The following is a 17,904-nucleotide window of genomic DNA, read 5'->3' as shown; positions in this document are numbered from 1 at the left end:
CGTGCAGGAGCCGGGGGACGCCCGGCTTCTGCGCAGAACAGTGCTTCAACGCATTATGCGCCGTGGCACTTCTTGAATTTCTTGCCGTTGCCGCAGGGGCAAGGGTCGTTGCGACCGACGTCTTTCAGGGCGTTGCGCACCGGTTCCTGGTGGGCGTGGCCGCAGTTCGGACCGTGAACATGGCCGTGGTCGTGATCATGGTGGTCGTGATGGTCGTGATGGTCGTGATCGTGGTTGCAGTCAGGGCCATGGACATGGGGTTGCTGGGTCATCGGTTTTGCTCCGGAATTAAATCGGCGGGGATTATCACGCCATTACGCGCAAGGTGCACGTAGTGGGCGATGAATAAACCGGTTTCCAATTCACCTTCCAGGCGATAGGGGATGGGCTGGTCGGGTTTTTTCAGCAGTTTCACCAGATCCCGGACCTTGGGCCAAAGATTGGTGCGGATCGGCACTTTAAAGTAGGCACTGCGCTTGGGACCGACCGTGAACCAATGCTCGTGCTCGCCTTCGGTCAGCAGCATGTTGCCCAAGTGAATGCGGTACTCGATGCCTCGCACGGTCAGGTCACTGTCGTTGGGGTTGTCGATGCGAAAGTGCAGGAGGAATCGTTGCTGCATCAGCTTGGCCTGGACCACTTCGACCTTGACCAGATGCACCTGCGGCTCCGGCAAATCGTCGCCGAACCAGGACGCGCAGCCGCCGAGCCCCAGAAACAGGAGCAAGGTGAGGGTTTGAAAGACGCGCCGTTGACTGAGCATGGAGTGACTCCCTTTGATGCCCAGTCTAGTCTCTTGCGATTACCTCAACTGCTGAAATAACCCGCACAACACTTCTTGAATTTCTGTCCGCTGGCGCAAGGGCACGCATCATTGCGTCCGGCCTTGAGTTGTACGGTGGGGTCGATGAAGTACCAGTGGCCGGCGTTCTGCACGAACGACGAGCGCTCGCGGTGGCTGTGTTCACCGCTGCCATCGTGCCAGCGCGCGGTGAAGGTCACGAAGGCGTGTTCCGGCTGACCGCCGAAGACCTCCGAGCTTTCCACTTCAAGGCCCAGCCAGGTGCTTTGGACGCTCCAGTCGCTGATGGACTGTCGATCGAGGCCGGCCTGTTGCGCGGGCAGGGTGGTTGTCACCAGGTAATCGATCAGCCCCAATACATAGGCGCTGTAGCGCGAACGCATCAAGGCTTCGGCACAAGGCGCCAGATGGCCGGCATGGTAATGACCGCAACAGGCATCCAGCAGGGTGCCGCTGCCGCAGGGGCAAATGGACGTACTCATTGCGTTACCACCAATATTTACCGAAGTTTTCCGGATTGGCCCAGAACCGTGAGTTTAGCCAGTCGGGTACTTGTTTGTAGTCAAGCAGATCATAGGTGAACAGGGTCAGCACCTGATCGTCGCGCTGGAAGCGTTCGCTGGCCTGCAGGGCCAGGGAGAAAAAGTCGGTCTCCTGCCAGCCGCTGGCCGGCAAGTCCGCCAGCACCGCGATGCGACTGGCGTTGAGGTTACGGATCCCGCCAAGCAGATTCAGGCCATCGCGCTTGGGCAAATGTTCGAGGCAATCGACCACCAGCGCCAAGTCAAACCGGCGCGCGGCCAATTCGGCCGGCAACGCCCCGGGTGCCGCGTGTGCAACACAGGTGTCCGGGTGCGCCAGCTTGAAGGCCTCAAGCGCGGGGAATTCGCTGGCGCCAATCAGCAACAGGCGCGCGGGGGCGTAACGATCAAGCAAAGCGGCCAACGCCTGCTGGGGCGTGCGCGAAGAAATACCTGCAATCATCTAAGTTCCTCAATCAGAGCTGCCAAGACTAGCCTGCTCAAGGGACCGGGCCTAGAGGTGGTTTCTCTCAAAAGCGTCGATCTACCGTGAACACGGGACGAAACTGCAATGGCCTACTGCTGGCGGAGATTAAAACTCGGGTCTTTACTACCTGAATCGGTCCTAAGCCGGTCCCCTCAGGAGAAAACCAGATGAGCATAGTTCGCACAGCATTACCCTTGGTTCTGCTAACCAGTGTGTTGACTGGTTGCGCAGGTTTGCAGAAAACCGACTGGCCGACCTGTGCGGCGGTCGGTGGTGTCGTGGGTGCAGGTCTCGGCGCGACCGAGAGCTCGGCATGGGCGGGGTATGGCGCGCTGATCGTCGGCGCCACGGCTGCGGCCTATTGCTGGGTTCACGGTGATGGCGACGAAGACGGCGATGGCGTGCCGGATAGCCGCGACAAGTGCCCGGGTACGCCTAGAGGCGTGCAGGTCGATGCCGACGGCTGCCCTCCACCGGTGCCTGCGCCAGTGGTCGAAGAAGCGGCCGTGGTTAAAGAAGAAGTCATCGTCATTCGCGATGTTCATTTCCAGTTCGACAAAGCCACACTTACTCCTTCCGATAAAGAAGTCCTCAACACCATCGCCACGCGCCTGAAGCAGGAATCAAGTACCGCCCAGTTGACCGTAACCGGTTACACCGACAGCGTGGGCAGTGACGCCTACAACCAGAAACTGTCGGATCGTCGTGCGCACTCGGTGGTCGAATACCTGATTTCCCAAGGTGTACCACGCAGCAGCTTCGTATCTGTCACCGGTGCCGGTGAAAGCCAACCGGTCGCCGATAACCAAACCGCTGACGGCCGCTCGTCGAACCGTCGCACTGAAATCAAAATCAACCGCTAAACCCCTCGTATTCCGCGGCTTGTGCAGTCGCGGATGCGGATCTTTACTCCTGTGTAACCGGCATTGGCCGGTAACACAGGAGCTTTCACCATGAGTGTTCTCACACGGACCGCGCCAGTAGCGTGGCGGCCTACCTGTTGAGTCAGGGCCTGGCGCCAAACAAAGTCACCAGCGCGGGCAAGGGCGAAAGTCAGCCGGTGGCCGATAACGAAACGGATGAAGGGCGGGCGAAGAACCGTCGGGTGGCGTTGCACATCAATCGCTGAGCCCCGTAATAGAGCCGTTGGGCGACAAGTGAAGTCGGTCCGGCGGACATTCGACGGCCTTCATGAAGAATTTTCCGTTGGCCTCTGGCTTATCCCGCATGGAAGCCGGTACTGTGCGCGCAAAGAATAATTCTCAACGGGGGAGCGTATGAACGTGTTTTGGGCGCTGGGGAAGTTATTGACCCTGCTGTTCTGGCTGGTGGTGCTGGTCAATCAATTCACGCCGTTTATCAATCCTCTGCATCTATTGGTCGATCTGGTTGGCAGCCTGTTGGCGCTGCTCCATTTTCTGGAGGCGGTGTTCTGCTACCGCAGTCTCAGAGGTCGCGCTCACCCTTGGCGTGATCGCCTGAAGATCCTCTTTTTCGGCGTTTTCCACCTGCAAACCATCCCGGCTCCCACCGTACTGAAGGCTTCCCATGCGTAAACTCTGTCTGCTCGCTGCACTCATCAGCCCATTGGCTTGCGCTCAGGTGGTGAGCGTCGAAAGCAACGCCTTGATGCGTTTGCCCAACACCGCCAGCACCTTGCAGCTGGAACGCCTGGAAGTGGCCGATTACGGTACCTTGTTGATTCCCTCGAATGTGACCGAGGTCATCGTCGGTGAATTGCGTCTGGGTCGTGAAGCGCGGATCGCCATCGTACCCAGCGAACAGCCGCTTGAGCTGAAGGTCAGTCGTGCGCAGTTGTCCGAAGGCAGCCAGATCACTGCTCGCGGTGCGCCGGGGACTTACCTCAAAGCGGCTCGCTCCGGGCGTAACCTGAATGTGCAGATCAGGGCGCTGAGCGCGCCGCTATTGTGGGTGGACGCTCGCGGCGGCGCGGGCGCACCGGGTTTCGTCGGTCTCGATGGGGCCAACGGTCAGGCGCCGGGTTGTACCTGGGGTCAGGCCGGTCGCGGTGCTGATGGCAGTAATGGCAGCGACGGTCAGCCGGGAGCACCGGGTGCGCTGGTAAGGCTGGAAGTGCCGCGCGATTACCCGGCGCAACAGATCAAGGTTCAGGTGGCCGGCGGTGCCGGTGGCGTGGCCGGGCCCGGCGGCAAGCCGGGAGCGGGTGGCAAGGCCAAGGGCTGCTTCGTCTACAAGGCCGATGGCGGAAAAAGTGGTCGTCCAGGTGCTGATGGCCAGCCTGGGTCTGCGGGTGCGACGGGGGCGGTGACTGTTCAGCGGTTGTAAGAATGCCCCTCGCCACAAAAGCTGCGAGGCTTTAGAACGTAGGCCGCGCTGCAGCAATCGCCACCAGCCCCAACCCGACAATCAGATTAATCCCCACCAACTTGCGAATCCTCCCCAGCACCGAGGCCCCCGTCGGCCAATCCTGCGCCGACACCGCCGTGCGCAACTCCGGCAACAACAATGCCTGAATCCGGATAAATAGCGCCGTCATCACCACGTACAATCCCATCATCACCTGCACATACCGCGGCGCCGCTTCAAAACCGCTGTACTGCAAATGAATCATGCCCACACCGCTGATCGGCAAAAGCACCACCGCGACCCAGACCCAGCGGAAAAAACCTTGAAACACTTCTATCCACAGCTTTAAACGGGCAGGGCCTTCCAGGGCCTTCATCGCCGCGGGGCGCAAGACCATCCACGCGAAAAACATGCCGCCCACCCATACCAGGGCGGATAGGACATGCAGGGTATAAACGAGGCTAAAAGCGGTCATTGAGGTACTCCGTTCTGCGCGGGATTAATTAGCGCGGTATGATAGCCGCCGATCCGAACCACTGAAAATTTATCCAGCGTTTTTTGCGCCCGACAATCCATGATCAGCACCGAACTCAAAACCACGATCCAGGGCGCCTACTCGCGTTTTCTCGAAGCCAAGAGCCTCAAACCGCGCTACGGGCAACGCCTGATGATCGCCGAAATTGCCAAGGTCCTCGGTGACATCGACACCGACGACGAAGGCCGGCGCAGTGGCGACCCCGCGATTGTCGCGGTGGAAGCCGGCACCGGTACCGGTAAAACCGTGGCCTACAGCCTGGCTGCAATCCCCACTGCGAAGGCCGCCGGCAAGCGCCTGGTGATTGCCACGGCCACCGTGGCCCTGCAAGAGCAGATCGTCTACAAGGATTTGCCTGACCTGATGCGCAACAGCGGGCTGAATTTCAGCTTTGCCCTGGCCAAGGGGCGCGGGCGCTACATGTGCCTGTCCAAGCTCGACATGTTGCTTCAGGAAGGTCACGCGCAAACCGCCACGGCGCAGCTGTTCGAAGAAGAAGGCTTCAAGATCGAGGTTGATGAGGCCAGTCAGAAGCTGTTCACCAGCATGATCGAGAAACTCGCGGGCAATAAGTGGGACGGCGACCGCGACAGTTGGTCGACCGCACTGGAAGATGCCGATTGGGCGCGTCTGACCACCGATCACAGCCAGTGCACCAACCGTCATTGCCCGAACTTCGGCCAGTGCGCCTTCTACAAGGCCCGCGAAGGCATGGGCAAGGTCGACGTGATCGTCACCAACCACGACATGGTCCTGGCCGACCTGGCGCTGGGCGGCGGTGCCGTGCTGCCGGACCCGCGCGACACCCTCTACGTGTTCGACGAAGGCCACCACCTGCCGGACAAGGCCATCGGCCATTTCGCCCATTACACACGTCTGCGTTCCACCGCCGACTGGCTGGAAACCACCGCCAAGAACCTCGCCAAATTGCTGGCCCAGCATCCGCTGCCGGGCGACTTGGGCAAGTTGATCGAGCAGGTGCCGGAACTCGCGCGGGAGATCAAGACACAGCAGCAATTCATGTTCACCGCCTGCGAGCAGGTCGCCGATTTCAAGCCCGGCGAAGACGTCGAAGGTCGCGAGCGGCCGCGTCATCGCTTCGTTGGCGGGGTCATTCCCGAGCACATGCGCGAAATGGGCATCGAGTTGAAGAAGGGCTTTGCCCGTCTGACCGATGTCTTTACCCGACTGACCGAACTGCTCAAGGACGGCATGGACGGCGAGGTCAACATCGGCATCGCCAGTAACCAGGCCGAAGAATGGTATCCGCTGTTTGGCAGCCTGTTGTCCCGCTCTTCGGGCAACTGGGAATTGTGGGGCGCGTTCACCGCAGAAGACCCGGAAGACAACCCGCCCATGGCTCGCTGGCTGACCCTGGCCGAAAGCGGTTCGCTGTTCGACATCGAGGTCAATGCCAGCCCGATCCTCGCGGCGGAAATGCTCCGGCGCAATTTGTGGAACGTGGCCTATGGCGCGCTGGTGACCTCGGCGACCCTGACCGCCCTCGGCACCTTCGACCGTTTCCGCATGCGTGCCGGCCTGCCGAAAAAAGCCGTGACTGCGGTCGTCCCGAGCCCGTTCCATCATGCCGACGCTGGCGTGCTGCGAGTGCCGGACCTGAAGGCCGATCCGCGTGATGCGCCGGCCCACACCGCAGCGATCATCCGCGACCTGCCAGCCTTGGTGGAAGGTTCGCGCGGCACCCTGGTGCTGTTCTCCTCGCGCAAACAGATGCAGGACGTGTTCGACGGCCTCGATCGCGACTGGCGCAAGCAAGTGTTCATTCAAGGCAACCTGTCGAAACAGGAAACCCTGAACAAGCACAAGGCACGGGTCGATGGCGGTGATTCCAGCGTGTTGTTCGGCCTGGCGAGTTTTGCCGAAGGGGTCGACTTGCCCGGTGCGTATTGTGAGCACGTGGTCATCGCGAAGATTCCGTTCTCGGTGCCCGACGATCCGGTCGAAGCGGCCCTGGCCGAGTGGATCGAGGCTCGGGGCGGGAATCCGTTCATGGAAATCTCGGTGCCGGATGCTTCGCTGAAGCTGGTCCAGGCCTGCGGTCGTTTGCTGCGCACCGAAGAAGACCGCGGCACCATCACGTTGCTCGATCGACGCCTGGTCACCCAGCGTTACGGCAAGGCAATCCTCAATGCGTTGCCTCCCTTCCGTCGTGAAATTTCCTGATACACCGGTGGGCAAATATGCCCACCGCGTTGTCTATCTCTCTACCATCGCTTTTCCATTGACCATTGTTGGTCGTTAGGGAGAACTTCGTTCTTATGATCCGCCGTTCGTTGCCCGCTGTTTTCGCTCTGATGTTCGCAGCCCCTGTGCTGGCAGCCCCTGCCGGCCAACAGACGCTGTTCAACTTCGTGCGCCCCGCCGACGTAGTCCAAGTGGCGACTCAGGACGCCAGCCTGCCGCAATCCAACGCCGAGCAAACGGCCGAGGGCGAAGTGCTGCGTCGGGTGACGTTCAACCCGGTGGCCCAACCGACCTTGCGTCTGACCCCGCAGACCGGCGCCTGGGACTGGTCGCAGTCGGGCTTCATGAGTTTACGGATTCAGAGTGCAATGAACTGGGCCGTGACCCTGTACGTGAAAATTCAGAGCAACGACGGCAAGACGCTGATAAGCCGCGTCGACTTGCCGGCCGGCCCTGCGCAAACGTTATGGGTGCCGCTGCAGCCCTTTTCGCCATTGAGCCTCGGCCTGAAAGCTGGCCCGCCGATGCCGATGATGTTTGAGGGGCAACGCGTATTGCTGGCCAGCAGCGTCGGTGAGCTGGAGCGCAGCCAAGTGGTATCGGTGACCTTGTCGATGGATCAGCCGAAAGTCGCTCAAAGTATTCTGCTTGAGCGCTTTGGCGTGCAGGACGGCGATGCGCTCACCCAAGCGGCTTTTGGCGGCCTTGTAGACGCTTACGGCCAGTCAACCCGGACCAAATGGCCAGAGAAAGTCAGCAGCGACGAGCAACTGAAAAGCGCCGCCGCCAAAGAACAGCAGCAACTGAAAACCTGGCTGGCCGAGCGCGAGAAGTCGTCCCTGGACAAGTTCGGTGGCTGGAACAAAGGCCCGGCATTCAAGGCCAGCGGCTTTTTCCGCACAGAGAAGCGCGACGGTCGCTGGTACCTGGTGACCCCTGAAGGGCATCCGTTTTATTCGCTTGGGGTCAACACCGTCACCCCGGACGTCAACCAGACTTACATCGCCGGTCGCGAATGGATGTTCGAATCCCTGCCAAAACCCGACGAGCCGCTGGCCAGCCACTATGGTGAAGGCGACAACCGCGGTGGCAACGGTGTCGATCAGGGCCGTGGATATAACGCCGGTCGCTGGTACGATTTCTATGGTGCCAACCTGCAGCGTTTGTATGGCGAACCTTGCGCACTGGGCAGCGACACCAAGGCCGGTGTCGCCGAAGCCGCCAAGGCTGACGCCGTGGAAGCGACGGCCGCGAAAGCGGCTGAGAAAACCCCCGCCGAACCCTGCAAAGCGGTTGTCGATGAAAAACAATGGGCCAGCCACACCCTTGATCGTCTGCAAGCCTGGGGCTTCAATACCCTCGGCAACTGGAGCGCCCCGGCGCTGGCCAGCGCTGACCGTGTGCCGTACACGTTGCCGCTGTCGATCGTCGGCGATTACGCCAGCATCAGCACTGGCACTGACTGGTGGGGTGGCATGCCCGACCCGTTTGACCCGCGTTTCGCCATGGCCACCGAACGTGCCGTGGCCATTGCCGCCCGCGACCATCGCGACGACCCGTGGCTGATCGGTTACTTTGCCGATAACGAACTGGCCTGGGCCGGCCCCGGCGATGACCCGAAAGCCCGCTACGCCCTCGCGTACGGCACGTTGAAGATGACTACCGACGTGCCGGCCAAACGCGCGTTCCTCAAGCAACTGCGGGACAAATACCGCAATCAGGCGGGTCTTTCCAAAGCCTGGGGCATTGATTTGCCGGCCTGGGAATTGATGGAAGACCCGGGCTTCGTGCCGCCGCTGCCCAGCGCCGAACACCCGGAAATCGAAGCCGACTTCAAATACTTCCAGAAGGTCTTCGCCGACACGTACTTCAAGACCATTTCCGACTCGCTCAAGTGGCACGCGCCGAATCAGCTGTTGCTGGGCGGTCGGTTTGCCATCAGCACCCCGGAAGCGGTTGAGTCCTGTGCCCAGTATTGCGACGTGCTGAGCTTCAACATGTATACCCTGCAACCGCAGGACGGTTACGATTTCGCCAAGCTGCGCAGCCTGGATAAACCGGTGTTGATCACCGAGTTCAACTTCGGCGCCGCGGATCGCGGCCCGTTCTGGGGTGGCGTGACGCAATTGGCGAAGGAAGAGGACCGTGGGCCGGCTTACGCCAATTTCCTCAAACAGGCGATGAGCGAACCGTCGATCGTCGGGGTGCACTGGTTCCAATACCTCGATCAACCGGTGACCGGTCGTCTGCTGGATGGCGAGAACGGGCACTTTGGTTTGGTGGGCATCACCGATCTGCCGTTCCAGGGGTTCGTCGATAGCGTACGCAAGAGCAATTTGCAGACCGTCGATCAGCTCGGTAAAGAAGCCGAGAAGGCGAAGGCTGAAGCGGATAAAGCCGGTCACGAAGCTGAGGGCGGCAAAAAAGGCGATGCTGGCAAAGGCGCAGGGCAGGGCGCTGGCCATGCGGGTGGGCATGCCGGCAATGGTCACTGAGTGCTGACAGGTACGTTGATTTTCTAAGTGTTTTTCGCCGGGCTGTATGGCGACCACCCGGCCCGCCACAGTTCCCAAAACCTTCTAGGGCTGGAACAATGCGGGCCACGTTGTAGAACATTATCCAGGGGAGTTGCGAGGTGCAGATTCAGGGTTTTTACGAGCTGAAGTTCGAAGCGGTGCGTGAGGCTTTCGCGGCGCTGTTCGACGATCCTCAGGAACGTGGCGCAGCGCTGTGCATCCAGATCGGCGGTGAAACCGTGGTCGACCTTTGGGCCGGTAGCGCCGATAAGGATGGCGCTGAAGCCTGGCACAGCGACACCATCGCCAACCTGTTTTCCTGCACCAAGACCTTTACCGCTGTGACCGCCCTGCAACTGGTGGCCGAAGGCAAACTGCAACTGGATGCCCCGGTTGCTCGCTACTGGCCGGCGTTCGCCGCTGCTGGCAAAGAGTCGGTCACCTTGCGTCAATTGCTCTGCCATCAGGCCGGTCTTCCGGCGGTGCGTGAGCTGCTGGCCCCGGAAGCCCTTTATGACTGGCAAACCATGGTTGACGCTTTGGCCGCCGAAGAACCGTGGTGGACGCCGGGAACCGGTCACGGTTACGCCGCGATCACCTACGGCTGGCTGGTCGGCGAGTTGCTGCGTCGTGCCGACGGTCGTGGTCCGGGTGAGTCCATCGTGGCACGGGTCGCGAAGCCTTTGGGGCTGGATTTCCACGTCGGTCTGGCGGATGAAGAGTTCCATCGCGTGGCGCACATCGCCCGTGTCAAGGGCAATGTCGGCGACGCCGCCGCCCAGCGCTTGCTGCAAGTGACTATGCGCGAGCCGACGGCCATGACCACGAGGGCGTTCACTAACCCGCCGTCGATCATGACCAGCACCAACAAACCCGAGTGGCGACGCATGCAGCAGCCGGCTGCCAATGGCCACGGCAATGCCCGCAGCCTGGCCGGGTTCTATGCCGGTCTGCTCGATGGCAGCTTGCTGGAAAGCGAAATGCTCGACGAACTGACGCGCGAACACAGCCTCGGCGAGGACAAGACTTTACTGACCCGGACCCGTTTCGGCCTGGGTTGCATGCTCGATCAACCGGACGTCCCCAACGCCACCTACGGCCTCGGCCCTCGTGCGTTCGGCCATCCGGGTGCCGGCGGTTCCATCGGCTTTGCTGACCCAGAACACGATGTGGCTTTCGGCTTTGTGACAAATACCTTAGGGCCGTACGTCTTGATGGATCCGCGCGCGCAAAAGCTTGTGCGGGCACTGGCCACTTGTCTGTAAATCGCGCTCAGGGGTTCCAGGGCCGGAACCCCAAGGCCTTTATGGTTTCCAAGCGTCTGTTTATCCGGGCCAATCCGGCCTGATATTTCAATATTTCATTTTGTGGATATCCAATGTCTTCCAATAAAACTCTCGCTTTGGCCCTGTGCTTCGCTATTACCGGATGCGCACAAACTCCACAAAATGACTCGGATGGCAGCAGCTGGTGGCCGTTCGGTTCCTCCGACAAAGTCGCCGCTAAAGACCCGGCTCCGGCTAAGGCTCCCGCACCCCTGAAGCCTGCCGCGACGGCTCCGGTAGCCAAGACTGAAAGCTCCAGCCACTGGTACTGGCCGTTCGGCTCCGATGATGCTGCCGACAAGACCCCGGCCAAGCCAGAAGTGAAACCAGAGGTAAAACCTGAAGCTAAACCTGCCGCTGTGACCAAGGCTGAGGCCGACGCCGGTGGCAAATGGTGGTGGCCGTTCGGCGGTAAAGAGCAAAGCACTGCCAAAGTCGTACCGATGCCTGATCCGAAAGTCACCCAGGCCTGGCTCGATGACTACGAACCGCGTCTGCGCGAAGCGATCAAGGGCAGCCATCTGCAACTCGAGCGCCGTGAAAACGTCTTGGTGGTGACCGCGCCGGTAGAAGGCTCGTTCAACCCTGACCGTCCGGCCATGCTGCTGCCGGTGACCCTCGGCCCATTCACTCGCGTCGCGAAAATCCTTGAAGTTGATCCAAAGACCGCCGTGCTGGTGCTCGGCCACAGTGATACGTCGGGCGCCGCACCGGCCAACGTGAAACTGAGCCAGGAGCGTGCCCAGGCCGTGGCGGCGATTTTCCGCCTCAGCGGTCTGCAGCGTGATCGTCTGATGCTGCGCGGTATGGGTGGCGAAGCCCCGCGTGCTGCCAACGACAGCAATGAAGGCCGTGCCTTGAACCGTCGAGTGGAACTGCTGGTGACCCCGCAAAACACCATGGTTGCGTTGCTGAGCAAGTACAACATGCCGGCCCCGGCGCCAGTGAAGATGGTTGCTGGCCAGGACATCAAGCCAGTGGTCAAGCCTGTTACTCCTGCACCGGCCGGCAAGAAAGCAGCTGTACCTGCCGCGAAAAAGGCCCCGGCCAAGAAAGCCGCCGCCAAGAAAGCGCCAGCTAAAACCGCGACTCCGGCGAAAAAGACCGCTCCGGCCAAAGCCGCTGTCGACCCGAAAAAAGCCACCGCCGCTGCTGCCGACGCCGACGCGACAAAGAAGTGATTCGTTAACTAAAAGGAATGCGCCATGACCCAGGGCCTGGCTGATATGCGTCGAGACTACACCCGTGATGGCCTGACCGAGGCACAAGCCCCGGCCGAGCCGTTCGGGCTGTTCCATCAGTGGTTTGCCGACGCGGTGAAAACCGAGCAACCCCCGGTAGAGGCTAATGCCATGACCCTGGCCACCGTCGATCAGGACGGTCGGCCGCACTGCCGCATTCTGCTGCTCAAGGGGCTGGACGAGCAGGGCTTCACTTTTTTCACCAACTACGACAGCGCCAAGGGCCAGCATCTGGCCGCGAACCCGTTCGCGGCCATGACCTTTTTCTGGCCGGCCCTTGAGCGCCAGGTGCGCATCGAAGGGCGAGTGGTGAAAGTCACGCCTGAAGAGTCCGACGCCTATTTTCAGGTCCGTCCACTGGGCAGCCGTCTCGGTGCCTGGGCTTCGCCTCAGAGCCGGGTGATCGCCGATCGCGCCGAACTGGAAGCGTTGCTCAAGAACACCGAGCAACGTTTCAGCGACACGCAACCTCATTGCCCTGAGCATTGGGGCGGTTATCGCTTGTTACCGGAGCGCATCGAGTTCTGGCAGGGCCGTCCGAGCCGCCTGCACGATCGCCTCAACTACCGTTTGCAGGGCGCCAACTGGATTTTTGAACGTCTGGCACCCTAAGCAGTCTACCGATCGGGATAGCCTGCCGCAGCGGCTTCAAGCCACTGGGGCAGGTCTCGGCGCTTGATCTGCTGCGCTTGAGCGTTCGCCAGTTGCTGGAGCATGAAAGTCTTTTTCTGCTCGTCTTTACCCGCCAGCGCCAACGCCAGATCGCGGTCCATCCAGCGTTTGATCCGCACGTATAACCACCCGTGGAAGTACAGACCGGCGACGGTGGCGACGACAATGATGAAGTAATCCATGAAAATCCTTGGTTGAGTGGCGCAGATTGCGGAATTTGCCGCTACTGTGTGTCAAGTTCGTGGTAGCGCCCTGTACCGGGCCTGAATCAAACCAATTTTATCCGGGCAAGGCCGTGACAGGCGTCAAGCTGCGGAGTTTAATGAGTACCTGTCCTTTGGAGTTGATGCTATGCGTAAGTCTGTTCTGCTGGTTGCTTCCTTTTCCACGATGGCGATGTTGCTCACTGGCTGCCAATCGAGCCTGACCGGTGACTCCTACTCCCGTGACGAAGCGCGTCGGGTGCAGACGGTTCGTATGGGTACCATCGAATCGCTGCGTCCGGTGAAAATCGAAGGCACCAAAACCCCGATCGGCGGCCTTGCCGGTGCGGCGGTTGGCGGTGTTGGCGGCAGCGCTATCGGTGGCGGTCGCGGCAGCATCGTTGCTGCCGTTATCGGTGCCGTCGCTGGCGGCCTGATCGGCTCGGCCACCGAAGAAGGCCTGACCCGTGCCCAAGGCGTGGAAATCACTGTTCGCGAAGACGACGGCAGCATGCGCGCCTACGTGCAACAGGTTCAGGAGAATGAAGTGTTCCGTGTGGGTGAGCGGGTGCGGATTGCTACGGTTGATGGGACTAGCCGCGTTTCGCATTAAGCGGGAACGGGTAAAAGAAAACCCCGATCAGGTGACTGGTCGGGTTTTTTTTGTTTTTGGGGATTTGGCTCTCTCACCATGCTTTCCGATATCGAAACGCAATCTGGTAGTCAAAAGCGGCATTATCAATTTGATGGTTGAACAGAGGCTGAATCTCAGGAATCCAAGCCGCTAAAACATCAAATCCTCCGTCGTATATCTCGCTTTCCGCCATCAAACCTAATGCTGCGATTATTGAGCCGTCATCGCCAAGGTCGGCGGAGTATTCCTTTCCGTCCGCTATTTCCGTTTCCTTGTCATACCAGTCCAATCTGACTTTCAGCCCCATGTGGTCCTCACAAATACTTTTTAATGTTGCGGTTTTTCTTGGGTGGATCTATTTGCTCACCCGTTTTGTGATCGAACGAGCCAAGATGACTTCCATCGCTTGCACGATAGGCTTCTAGCTCCCCATGCAACGAGTCCCATTCATAAATGGTTCTGCCTTTGGCATCAATCCAACGCTCTCGAAGGCCACCGCCCCCTTGTCGTGGGGTTTTCTTCTTCGCCGCGCTCAAGCCCGAAAATCCGGTAATTTCTTCTGTTTCGGGCGCGGAGTGATAGTCGTGATCGGGGTTAGGAAGTTTTCTTTCAGAAACACTAACCACAATATAAACCGGCGACACCTCCGAACCCGCAGGGAATACCAGAATGAAATCCTTGTACTCCGGCGGGTAAACCGGGTTCACGATAATGCTGTCAGCCGCTTTCGTCGGCGGATAAATCCAAATATGCGGTGCTTGCGGCGCAGCCTCCAGCGCGGGAATCCCGAGTATGTCGGAACCATCCACGGCCGGTGTCCAGATCAGCTCAACACCATCCCCGAGATCCGCCACCTGCTGACTGCCGCGCACACTGAACTGCACGACATCAACCATTTCCCAATCGCGGTTCTTGCCGGTGTAGAAACCATATCCCTTGAGACTGCCATCAGCCTGTTGCTCGACCCTAAGACGAACGCGGGTTCGAGCCTGTTTCAGGGCGCGCAACTGGTCTTCGGTATAGAGCGCGCTGTCGCCCAGGCTTGGCGTCCAGAACAGTGCGACTACCGTGGCCAATGCGGCGGTTCCAGCAGCGCCGATTGCGGCGACCGGAGCAGCGAGAGCCGGAGCACTCAGTGCAAGGCGGCCAAGGCCGAGCGAGACGGTACTGCCGCTGATGGTTTCAAGATTCAGCAGCCCGGCATCGTCTACCTCGCGAGCGCCGAGCCAGGCGACTTCTCCGTAGTCTTTGAGGCTGTCGGTGGGCACCATTCCCGAAGGGTTTGAGTAGTCGATGATAGCGTCCGGCAGCTTGCAGGACTTGGCAAAGACGCATCCCGCGCGAACGCCTTCGTGCTTTTTGGCCACGACCTCACGACTCCGCTCGAAGGCGTCTTGCCTCGCGAGCATGGCGTCGTAAGCGTTTTGTCGGGCCTCGCGCTCGGCCAGTTCGGTGGCCGTCATGAAGCGGTGAGTGACGTGGTGCCCGTCGCCTGACGGTGGATTCTGAACCCGGGGAATGTCCTTATTGCCAGCCACTGATCTTCCTTGCGTTCGTACGTCGACAGCCCTCAAAAAAGGGGCTGCGTGACGTTAACGAACGTGGCTAATCGTGGCTGTAGGACGAATCCTGAATGTCGCTAAGAGTGTTCTCTATCACTCAGGATTGCAGCGCAGTGCGCTTGCGACTCGCTGCCGCCGTCACCGCATAACCAATCAATGCCGCCAGAATCGAGCCGGTCAAAATCCCCATCCGATCCATCCCGGCGAATTCACTGGCGCCGGGCACGAAGGCCAGGGAGCCGACAAACAGGCTCATGGTGAAACCAATGCCACAGAGGATCGCAACGCCCAATACCTGGCCCCAATTGGCGCCTTGGGGCAGGGCGGCGATGCCGATTTTCACCGCCAGCCAGGTCAGGCCGAAGACGCCGAGGGTTTTGCCCAGCAGCAGGCCAACCGCAATGCCCATGGGCACGTGGTGGGTGAAGCTTTCCATGGTCACGCCACTCAGGGACAGGCCGGCATTGGCGAAGGCGAACAGTGGCAGGATGCCGTAGGCCACCCATGGATGCAGGGCGTGTTCGAGGGTCAGCAGTGGCGAAGGTTCGGCGTTTTTCGTGCGCAATGGAATGCAGAAGGCCAGGGTCACACCGGCCAGTGTCGCGTGGACACCGCTCTTGAGGACGCAGACCCAGAGGATCAAACCGATGATCATGTACGGTCCGAGCTTGACTACGCCGAGCCGGTTCATCGCGATAAGCGCCACAATACACGCCGCGGCCAGCGCCAGTGACAGGGTCGACAGCGCGCCGGAATAGAAGATCGCGATGACGATGATGGCGCCGAGGTCGTCGATGATCGCCAGGGTCATCAGGAATAGCTTCAGTGAAACCGGCACGCGTTTACCGAGCAAGGCGAGTACGCCAAGGGCGAAGGCTATGTCGGTGGCCATCGGGATGGCCCAGCCGCCCAGGGCTGCCGGGTTGTCCCTGTTCAAAAACCAGTAGAACAGCGCCGGTACCACCATGCCGCCAATCGCCGCCGCGCCGGGCAGGACGATTTGTGACGGTTTCGACAGTTGACCATCAAGGACTTCGCGCTTCACTTCCAGGCCGATCAGGAGGAAGAACATGGCCATCAGACCGTCGTTGATCCACAGCAACAAAGGCTTGGCGATATTCAGCGCGCCGATCTGGGCGACCACGGGGGTGTCCAGCAGGCCGTTATAAAGCCACGACAACGGGGAGTTGTTGATGATCAACGCCAGGGCTGCGGCAGCGATCAATAACAGACCGCTGGCAGCTTCCAACTGAAAGAAACGCGTGAACGTGTTACGCAGAGGCAAGGTCGCTCTCCATCGATGAATTCAAAAGGTGGCACACCCTAACCCGTACCGTTAGTTGTTAAAACAAAAGTTATATTCTTTTTTGTTATAAGCCGTGACAGCGGGAACAGCGGGAAGGACCTGAGCCTAGCAGTTGCCGAACGTATTGGACCTCAGCTGTACCTGTGCGTGATGTAGGTTTTTTCCTAAGCTTGAAGACTGAGCCTTGCGAAAAGGCCGACTCTTGCCCGATTCGACGAGAAAAACACCATGAGCGACAACCGACAGTGGGCCCGCGAAGCCATCCGAATCATCGAAGCCGACTTCCAGCGCAGTGCCGACACCCACCTGATCCCCTTGCCGCTGCCGGGTTTTCCGGGCATCGAGTTGTATTTCAAGGATGAGTCCAGCCATCCCACCGGCAGCCTGAAGCATCGGTTGGCGCGCTCGCTGTTTTTGTATGCGCTGTGTAACGGCTGGCTCAAACCCGGTGCGCCGGTGATTGAAGCGTCCAGTGGTTCGACGGCCATTTCCGAGGCGTACTTCGCCCGTATGCTGGGTTTGCCGTTCATTGCGGTGATGCCGGCGAGTACCTCCAAGGAGAAGATCGCGCAGATTGCTTTCTACGGCGGAAAAAGCCATCTGGTCGACGATCCGACACAGATTTACGCCGAATCTGAACGCCTGGCTCGCGAACACGACGGGCATTTCATCGACCAGTTCACCTACGCCGAACGCGCTACCGACTGGCGGGCGAACAACAACATCGCCGAGTCGATCTTCCAGCAAATGCGCTTCGAGCTGCACCCCGAGCCGAGCTGGCTGATTTCCAGCCCCGGCACCGGCGGCACCACCGCGACGCTGGGCCGATACGTGCGTTATCGCCAGCATTGCACCCGCGTACTGTGTGCCGACGCCGAGCGTTCGGTGTTCTTCGATTACTACCAGACCGGCGACGCTAGCCTGTGCCTGGACCATGGCTCGCGGATTGAAGGCATTGGCCGGCCGCGGGTGGAAGCGTCGTTCCTGCCCAAGGTGATCGATGCGATGATCAAAGTGCCGGATGCCCTGTCACTGGCGGCCATGCATTACCTGGCGCAGCGTTTGGGGCGCCATGTTGGCGGGTCGAGCGGGACCAACCTGATCGGCGCCTTGATGGCGGCCCGGCAGATGGCGGCGGCGGGAGAGTCGGGATCGATCGTGGCGATTCTGTGTGATGGCGGCGAACGTTATGCCACCACCTATTACGATCAGGATTGGCTCAAGGCTCAGGGGTATGAGTTGAGTGGTTTGATAGATGCGGTGGCGGCGAGTGTCGAGCGCGGTGAGCCGCTGCCGGCCACCGTGCTCCGTGCAAACATTTAAGTTGCTGACCTTGTAGGAGCGAGGCTTGCCCGCGAAGAACGATAATGCGGTCTTTCAGGAGAGACGGCGTCAACTTCTTCGCGGGCAAGCCTCGCTCCTTGTATGTTGACCCTGATTCCAACGAGAGAGGTTACGCTCAAGGATTCATTCAACAGCAAGTGCGTTTCTGGGGGAGGCCGATCGCTCCTGAAGGCAGGATTTGCTCCTGACCTTGTCTGTAGAGAGGCCCCCCCGCCTCATTGCC

The 17,904-nt window shown here is 60.1% G+C and carries 19 protein-coding genes and 1 pseudogene; 11 read left to right on the top strand and 9 right to left on the bottom strand.

The window, feature by feature from the left end; all coding sequences use genetic code 11:
* Positions 1-53: 53 nt before the first annotated feature.
* The 4 genes from QK293_RS09145 to QK293_RS09130 are packed head-to-tail and all read right to left on the bottom strand — an operon-like array spanning position 54 to position 1,786.
* A complete protein-coding gene (locus tag QK293_RS09145; protein ID WP_046046248.1) occupies positions 54-272 on the bottom strand; it encodes an SEC-C metal-binding domain-containing protein in 219 nt (72 codons plus the stop codon).
* A complete protein-coding gene (locus QK293_RS09140; RefSeq protein WP_282376879.1) occupies positions 269-763 on the bottom strand; it encodes an LEA type 2 family protein in 495 nt (164 codons plus the stop codon). Before QK293_RS09140 ends, QK293_RS09145 begins: the two co-directional genes overlap by 4 nt.
* A 44-nt stretch (positions 764-807) precedes the next feature.
* Positions 808-1,284, bottom strand: coding sequence for a YchJ family protein (locus tag QK293_RS09135; RefSeq protein ID WP_282376878.1), 477 nt, complete (start codon positions 1,282-1,284; stop codon positions 808-810).
* 4 nt (positions 1,285-1,288) lie between these two features.
* Positions 1,289-1,786, bottom strand: coding sequence for a DUF6231 family protein (locus QK293_RS09130; protein WP_282376877.1), 498 nt, complete (start codon positions 1,784-1,786; stop codon positions 1,289-1,291).
* Between the two features lie 191 nt (positions 1,787-1,977).
* Here QK293_RS09130 and QK293_RS09125 point away from each other — a divergent pair, with 191 nt between their 5' ends.
* The 4 genes and pseudogenes from QK293_RS09125 (at position 1,978) to QK293_RS09110 (ending at position 4,117) form a co-directional block, all read left to right on the top strand.
* Complete coding sequence (locus QK293_RS09125; RefSeq protein ID WP_282376876.1) at positions 1,978-2,673, top strand: OmpA family protein; 696 nt, start codon at positions 1,978-1,980, stop codon at positions 2,671-2,673.
* A gap of 110 nt (positions 2,674-2,783) precedes the next feature.
* A pseudogene (locus QK293_RS09120) lies at positions 2,784-2,939 on the top strand (OmpA family protein); the annotation flags it as partial.
* Between the two features lie 148 nt (positions 2,940-3,087).
* The gene (locus QK293_RS09115) at positions 3,088-3,366 is read left to right on the top strand and encodes a DUF1145 domain-containing protein (RefSeq protein WP_282376875.1); all 279 of its coding nucleotides are present in this window, start codon (positions 3,088-3,090) and stop codon (positions 3,364-3,366) included.
* Positions 3,359-4,117, top strand: coding sequence for a collagen-like protein (locus QK293_RS09110; RefSeq protein WP_282376874.1), 759 nt, complete (start codon positions 3,359-3,361; stop codon positions 4,115-4,117). Before QK293_RS09115 ends, QK293_RS09110 begins: the two co-directional genes overlap by 8 nt.
* Before the next feature lie 31 nt (positions 4,118-4,148).
* Here the strand turns inward: QK293_RS09110 and QK293_RS09105 are convergent, their stop codons facing one another.
* Entirely contained in the window at positions 4,149-4,613 is a 465-nt protein-coding gene (locus tag QK293_RS09105) for a DUF2269 family protein (RefSeq protein WP_282376873.1), read from the bottom strand.
* 99 nt (positions 4,614-4,712) lie between these two features.
* Between QK293_RS09105 and dinG the strand changes: the two genes are divergently transcribed.
* The 5 genes from dinG to pdxH all read left to right on the top strand — a co-directional run bounded on the left by dinG (position 4,713) and on the right by pdxH (position 12,572).
* On the top strand, positions 4,713-6,857 hold the full coding sequence (dinG, locus tag QK293_RS09100) for an ATP-dependent DNA helicase DinG (RefSeq protein WP_282376872.1): 2,145 nt from the start codon (positions 4,713-4,715) through the stop codon (positions 6,855-6,857).
* A gap of 95 nt (positions 6,858-6,952) precedes the next feature.
* A complete protein-coding gene (locus tag QK293_RS09095) occupies positions 6,953-9,373 on the top strand; it encodes a beta-galactosidase (RefSeq protein ID WP_282376871.1) in 2,421 nt (806 codons plus the stop codon).
* A gap of 140 nt (positions 9,374-9,513) precedes the next feature.
* A complete protein-coding gene (locus QK293_RS09090) occupies positions 9,514-10,659 on the top strand; it encodes a serine hydrolase domain-containing protein (RefSeq protein WP_282376870.1) in 1,146 nt (381 codons plus the stop codon).
* A 113-nt stretch (positions 10,660-10,772) separates the two neighbouring features.
* Positions 10,773-11,900 carry an OmpA family protein gene (locus QK293_RS09085; RefSeq protein ID WP_282376869.1) on the top strand — a complete coding sequence of 376 codons (1,128 nt, stop codon included), beginning with the start codon at positions 10,773-10,775 and terminating at the stop codon, positions 11,898-11,900.
* A 24-nt stretch (positions 11,901-11,924) separates the two neighbouring features.
* The gene (pdxH, locus tag QK293_RS09080; RefSeq protein ID WP_282376868.1) at positions 11,925-12,572 is read left to right on the top strand and encodes a pyridoxamine 5'-phosphate oxidase; all 648 of its coding nucleotides are present in this window, start codon (positions 11,925-11,927) and stop codon (positions 12,570-12,572) included.
* Positions 12,573-12,577: 5 nt separating this feature from the next.
* Here the strand turns inward: pdxH and QK293_RS09075 are convergent, their stop codons facing one another.
* On the bottom strand, positions 12,578-12,814 hold the full coding sequence (locus QK293_RS09075; protein ID WP_282376867.1) for a hypothetical protein: 237 nt from the start codon (positions 12,812-12,814) through the stop codon (positions 12,578-12,580).
* A gap of 169 nt (positions 12,815-12,983) precedes the next feature.
* Here QK293_RS09075 and QK293_RS09070 point away from each other — a divergent pair, with 169 nt between their 5' ends.
* Positions 12,984-13,448 (top strand): glycine zipper 2TM domain-containing protein, encoded by a 465-nt coding sequence (locus QK293_RS09070; protein WP_017336812.1) that lies wholly within the window; start codon positions 12,984-12,986, stop codon positions 13,446-13,448.
* 73 nt (positions 13,449-13,521) lie between these two features.
* Here the strand turns inward: QK293_RS09070 and QK293_RS09065 are convergent, their stop codons facing one another.
* From QK293_RS09065 to nhaA, 3 genes are all read right to left on the bottom strand, one after another.
* Positions 13,522-13,776: a colicin E3-like toxin immunity protein gene (locus QK293_RS09065; RefSeq protein WP_282376866.1), complete on the bottom strand. Its 255-nt coding sequence runs from the start codon at positions 13,774-13,776 to the stop codon at positions 13,522-13,524.
* A 7-nt stretch (positions 13,777-13,783) separates the two neighbouring features.
* A complete protein-coding gene (locus QK293_RS09060; RefSeq protein WP_282376864.1) occupies positions 13,784-15,007 on the bottom strand; it encodes a colicin E3/pyocin S6 family cytotoxin in 1,224 nt (407 codons plus the stop codon).
* Positions 15,008-15,128: 121 nt separating this feature from the next.
* Positions 15,129-16,316, bottom strand: coding sequence for a Na+/H+ antiporter NhaA (nhaA, locus tag QK293_RS09055; protein WP_282376863.1), 1,188 nt, complete (start codon positions 16,314-16,316; stop codon positions 15,129-15,131).
* Between the two features lie 249 nt (positions 16,317-16,565).
* On the opposite strand from nhaA, the gene QK293_RS09050 reads away from it, so the two are divergent.
* Complete coding sequence (locus tag QK293_RS09050; RefSeq protein WP_282376862.1) at positions 16,566-17,660, top strand: PLP-dependent cysteine synthase family protein; 1,095 nt, start codon at positions 16,566-16,568, stop codon at positions 17,658-17,660.
* The last annotated feature ends 244 nt before the right edge of the window (positions 17,661-17,904 follow it).

The sequence above is a fragment of the Pseudomonas sp. AL03 genome (assembly GCF_029960815.1).
GTDB lineage: Bacteria > Pseudomonadota > Gammaproteobacteria > Pseudomonadales > Pseudomonadaceae > Aquipseudomonas.
This window is presented reverse-complemented; position numbering and strand designations above follow the sequence as displayed.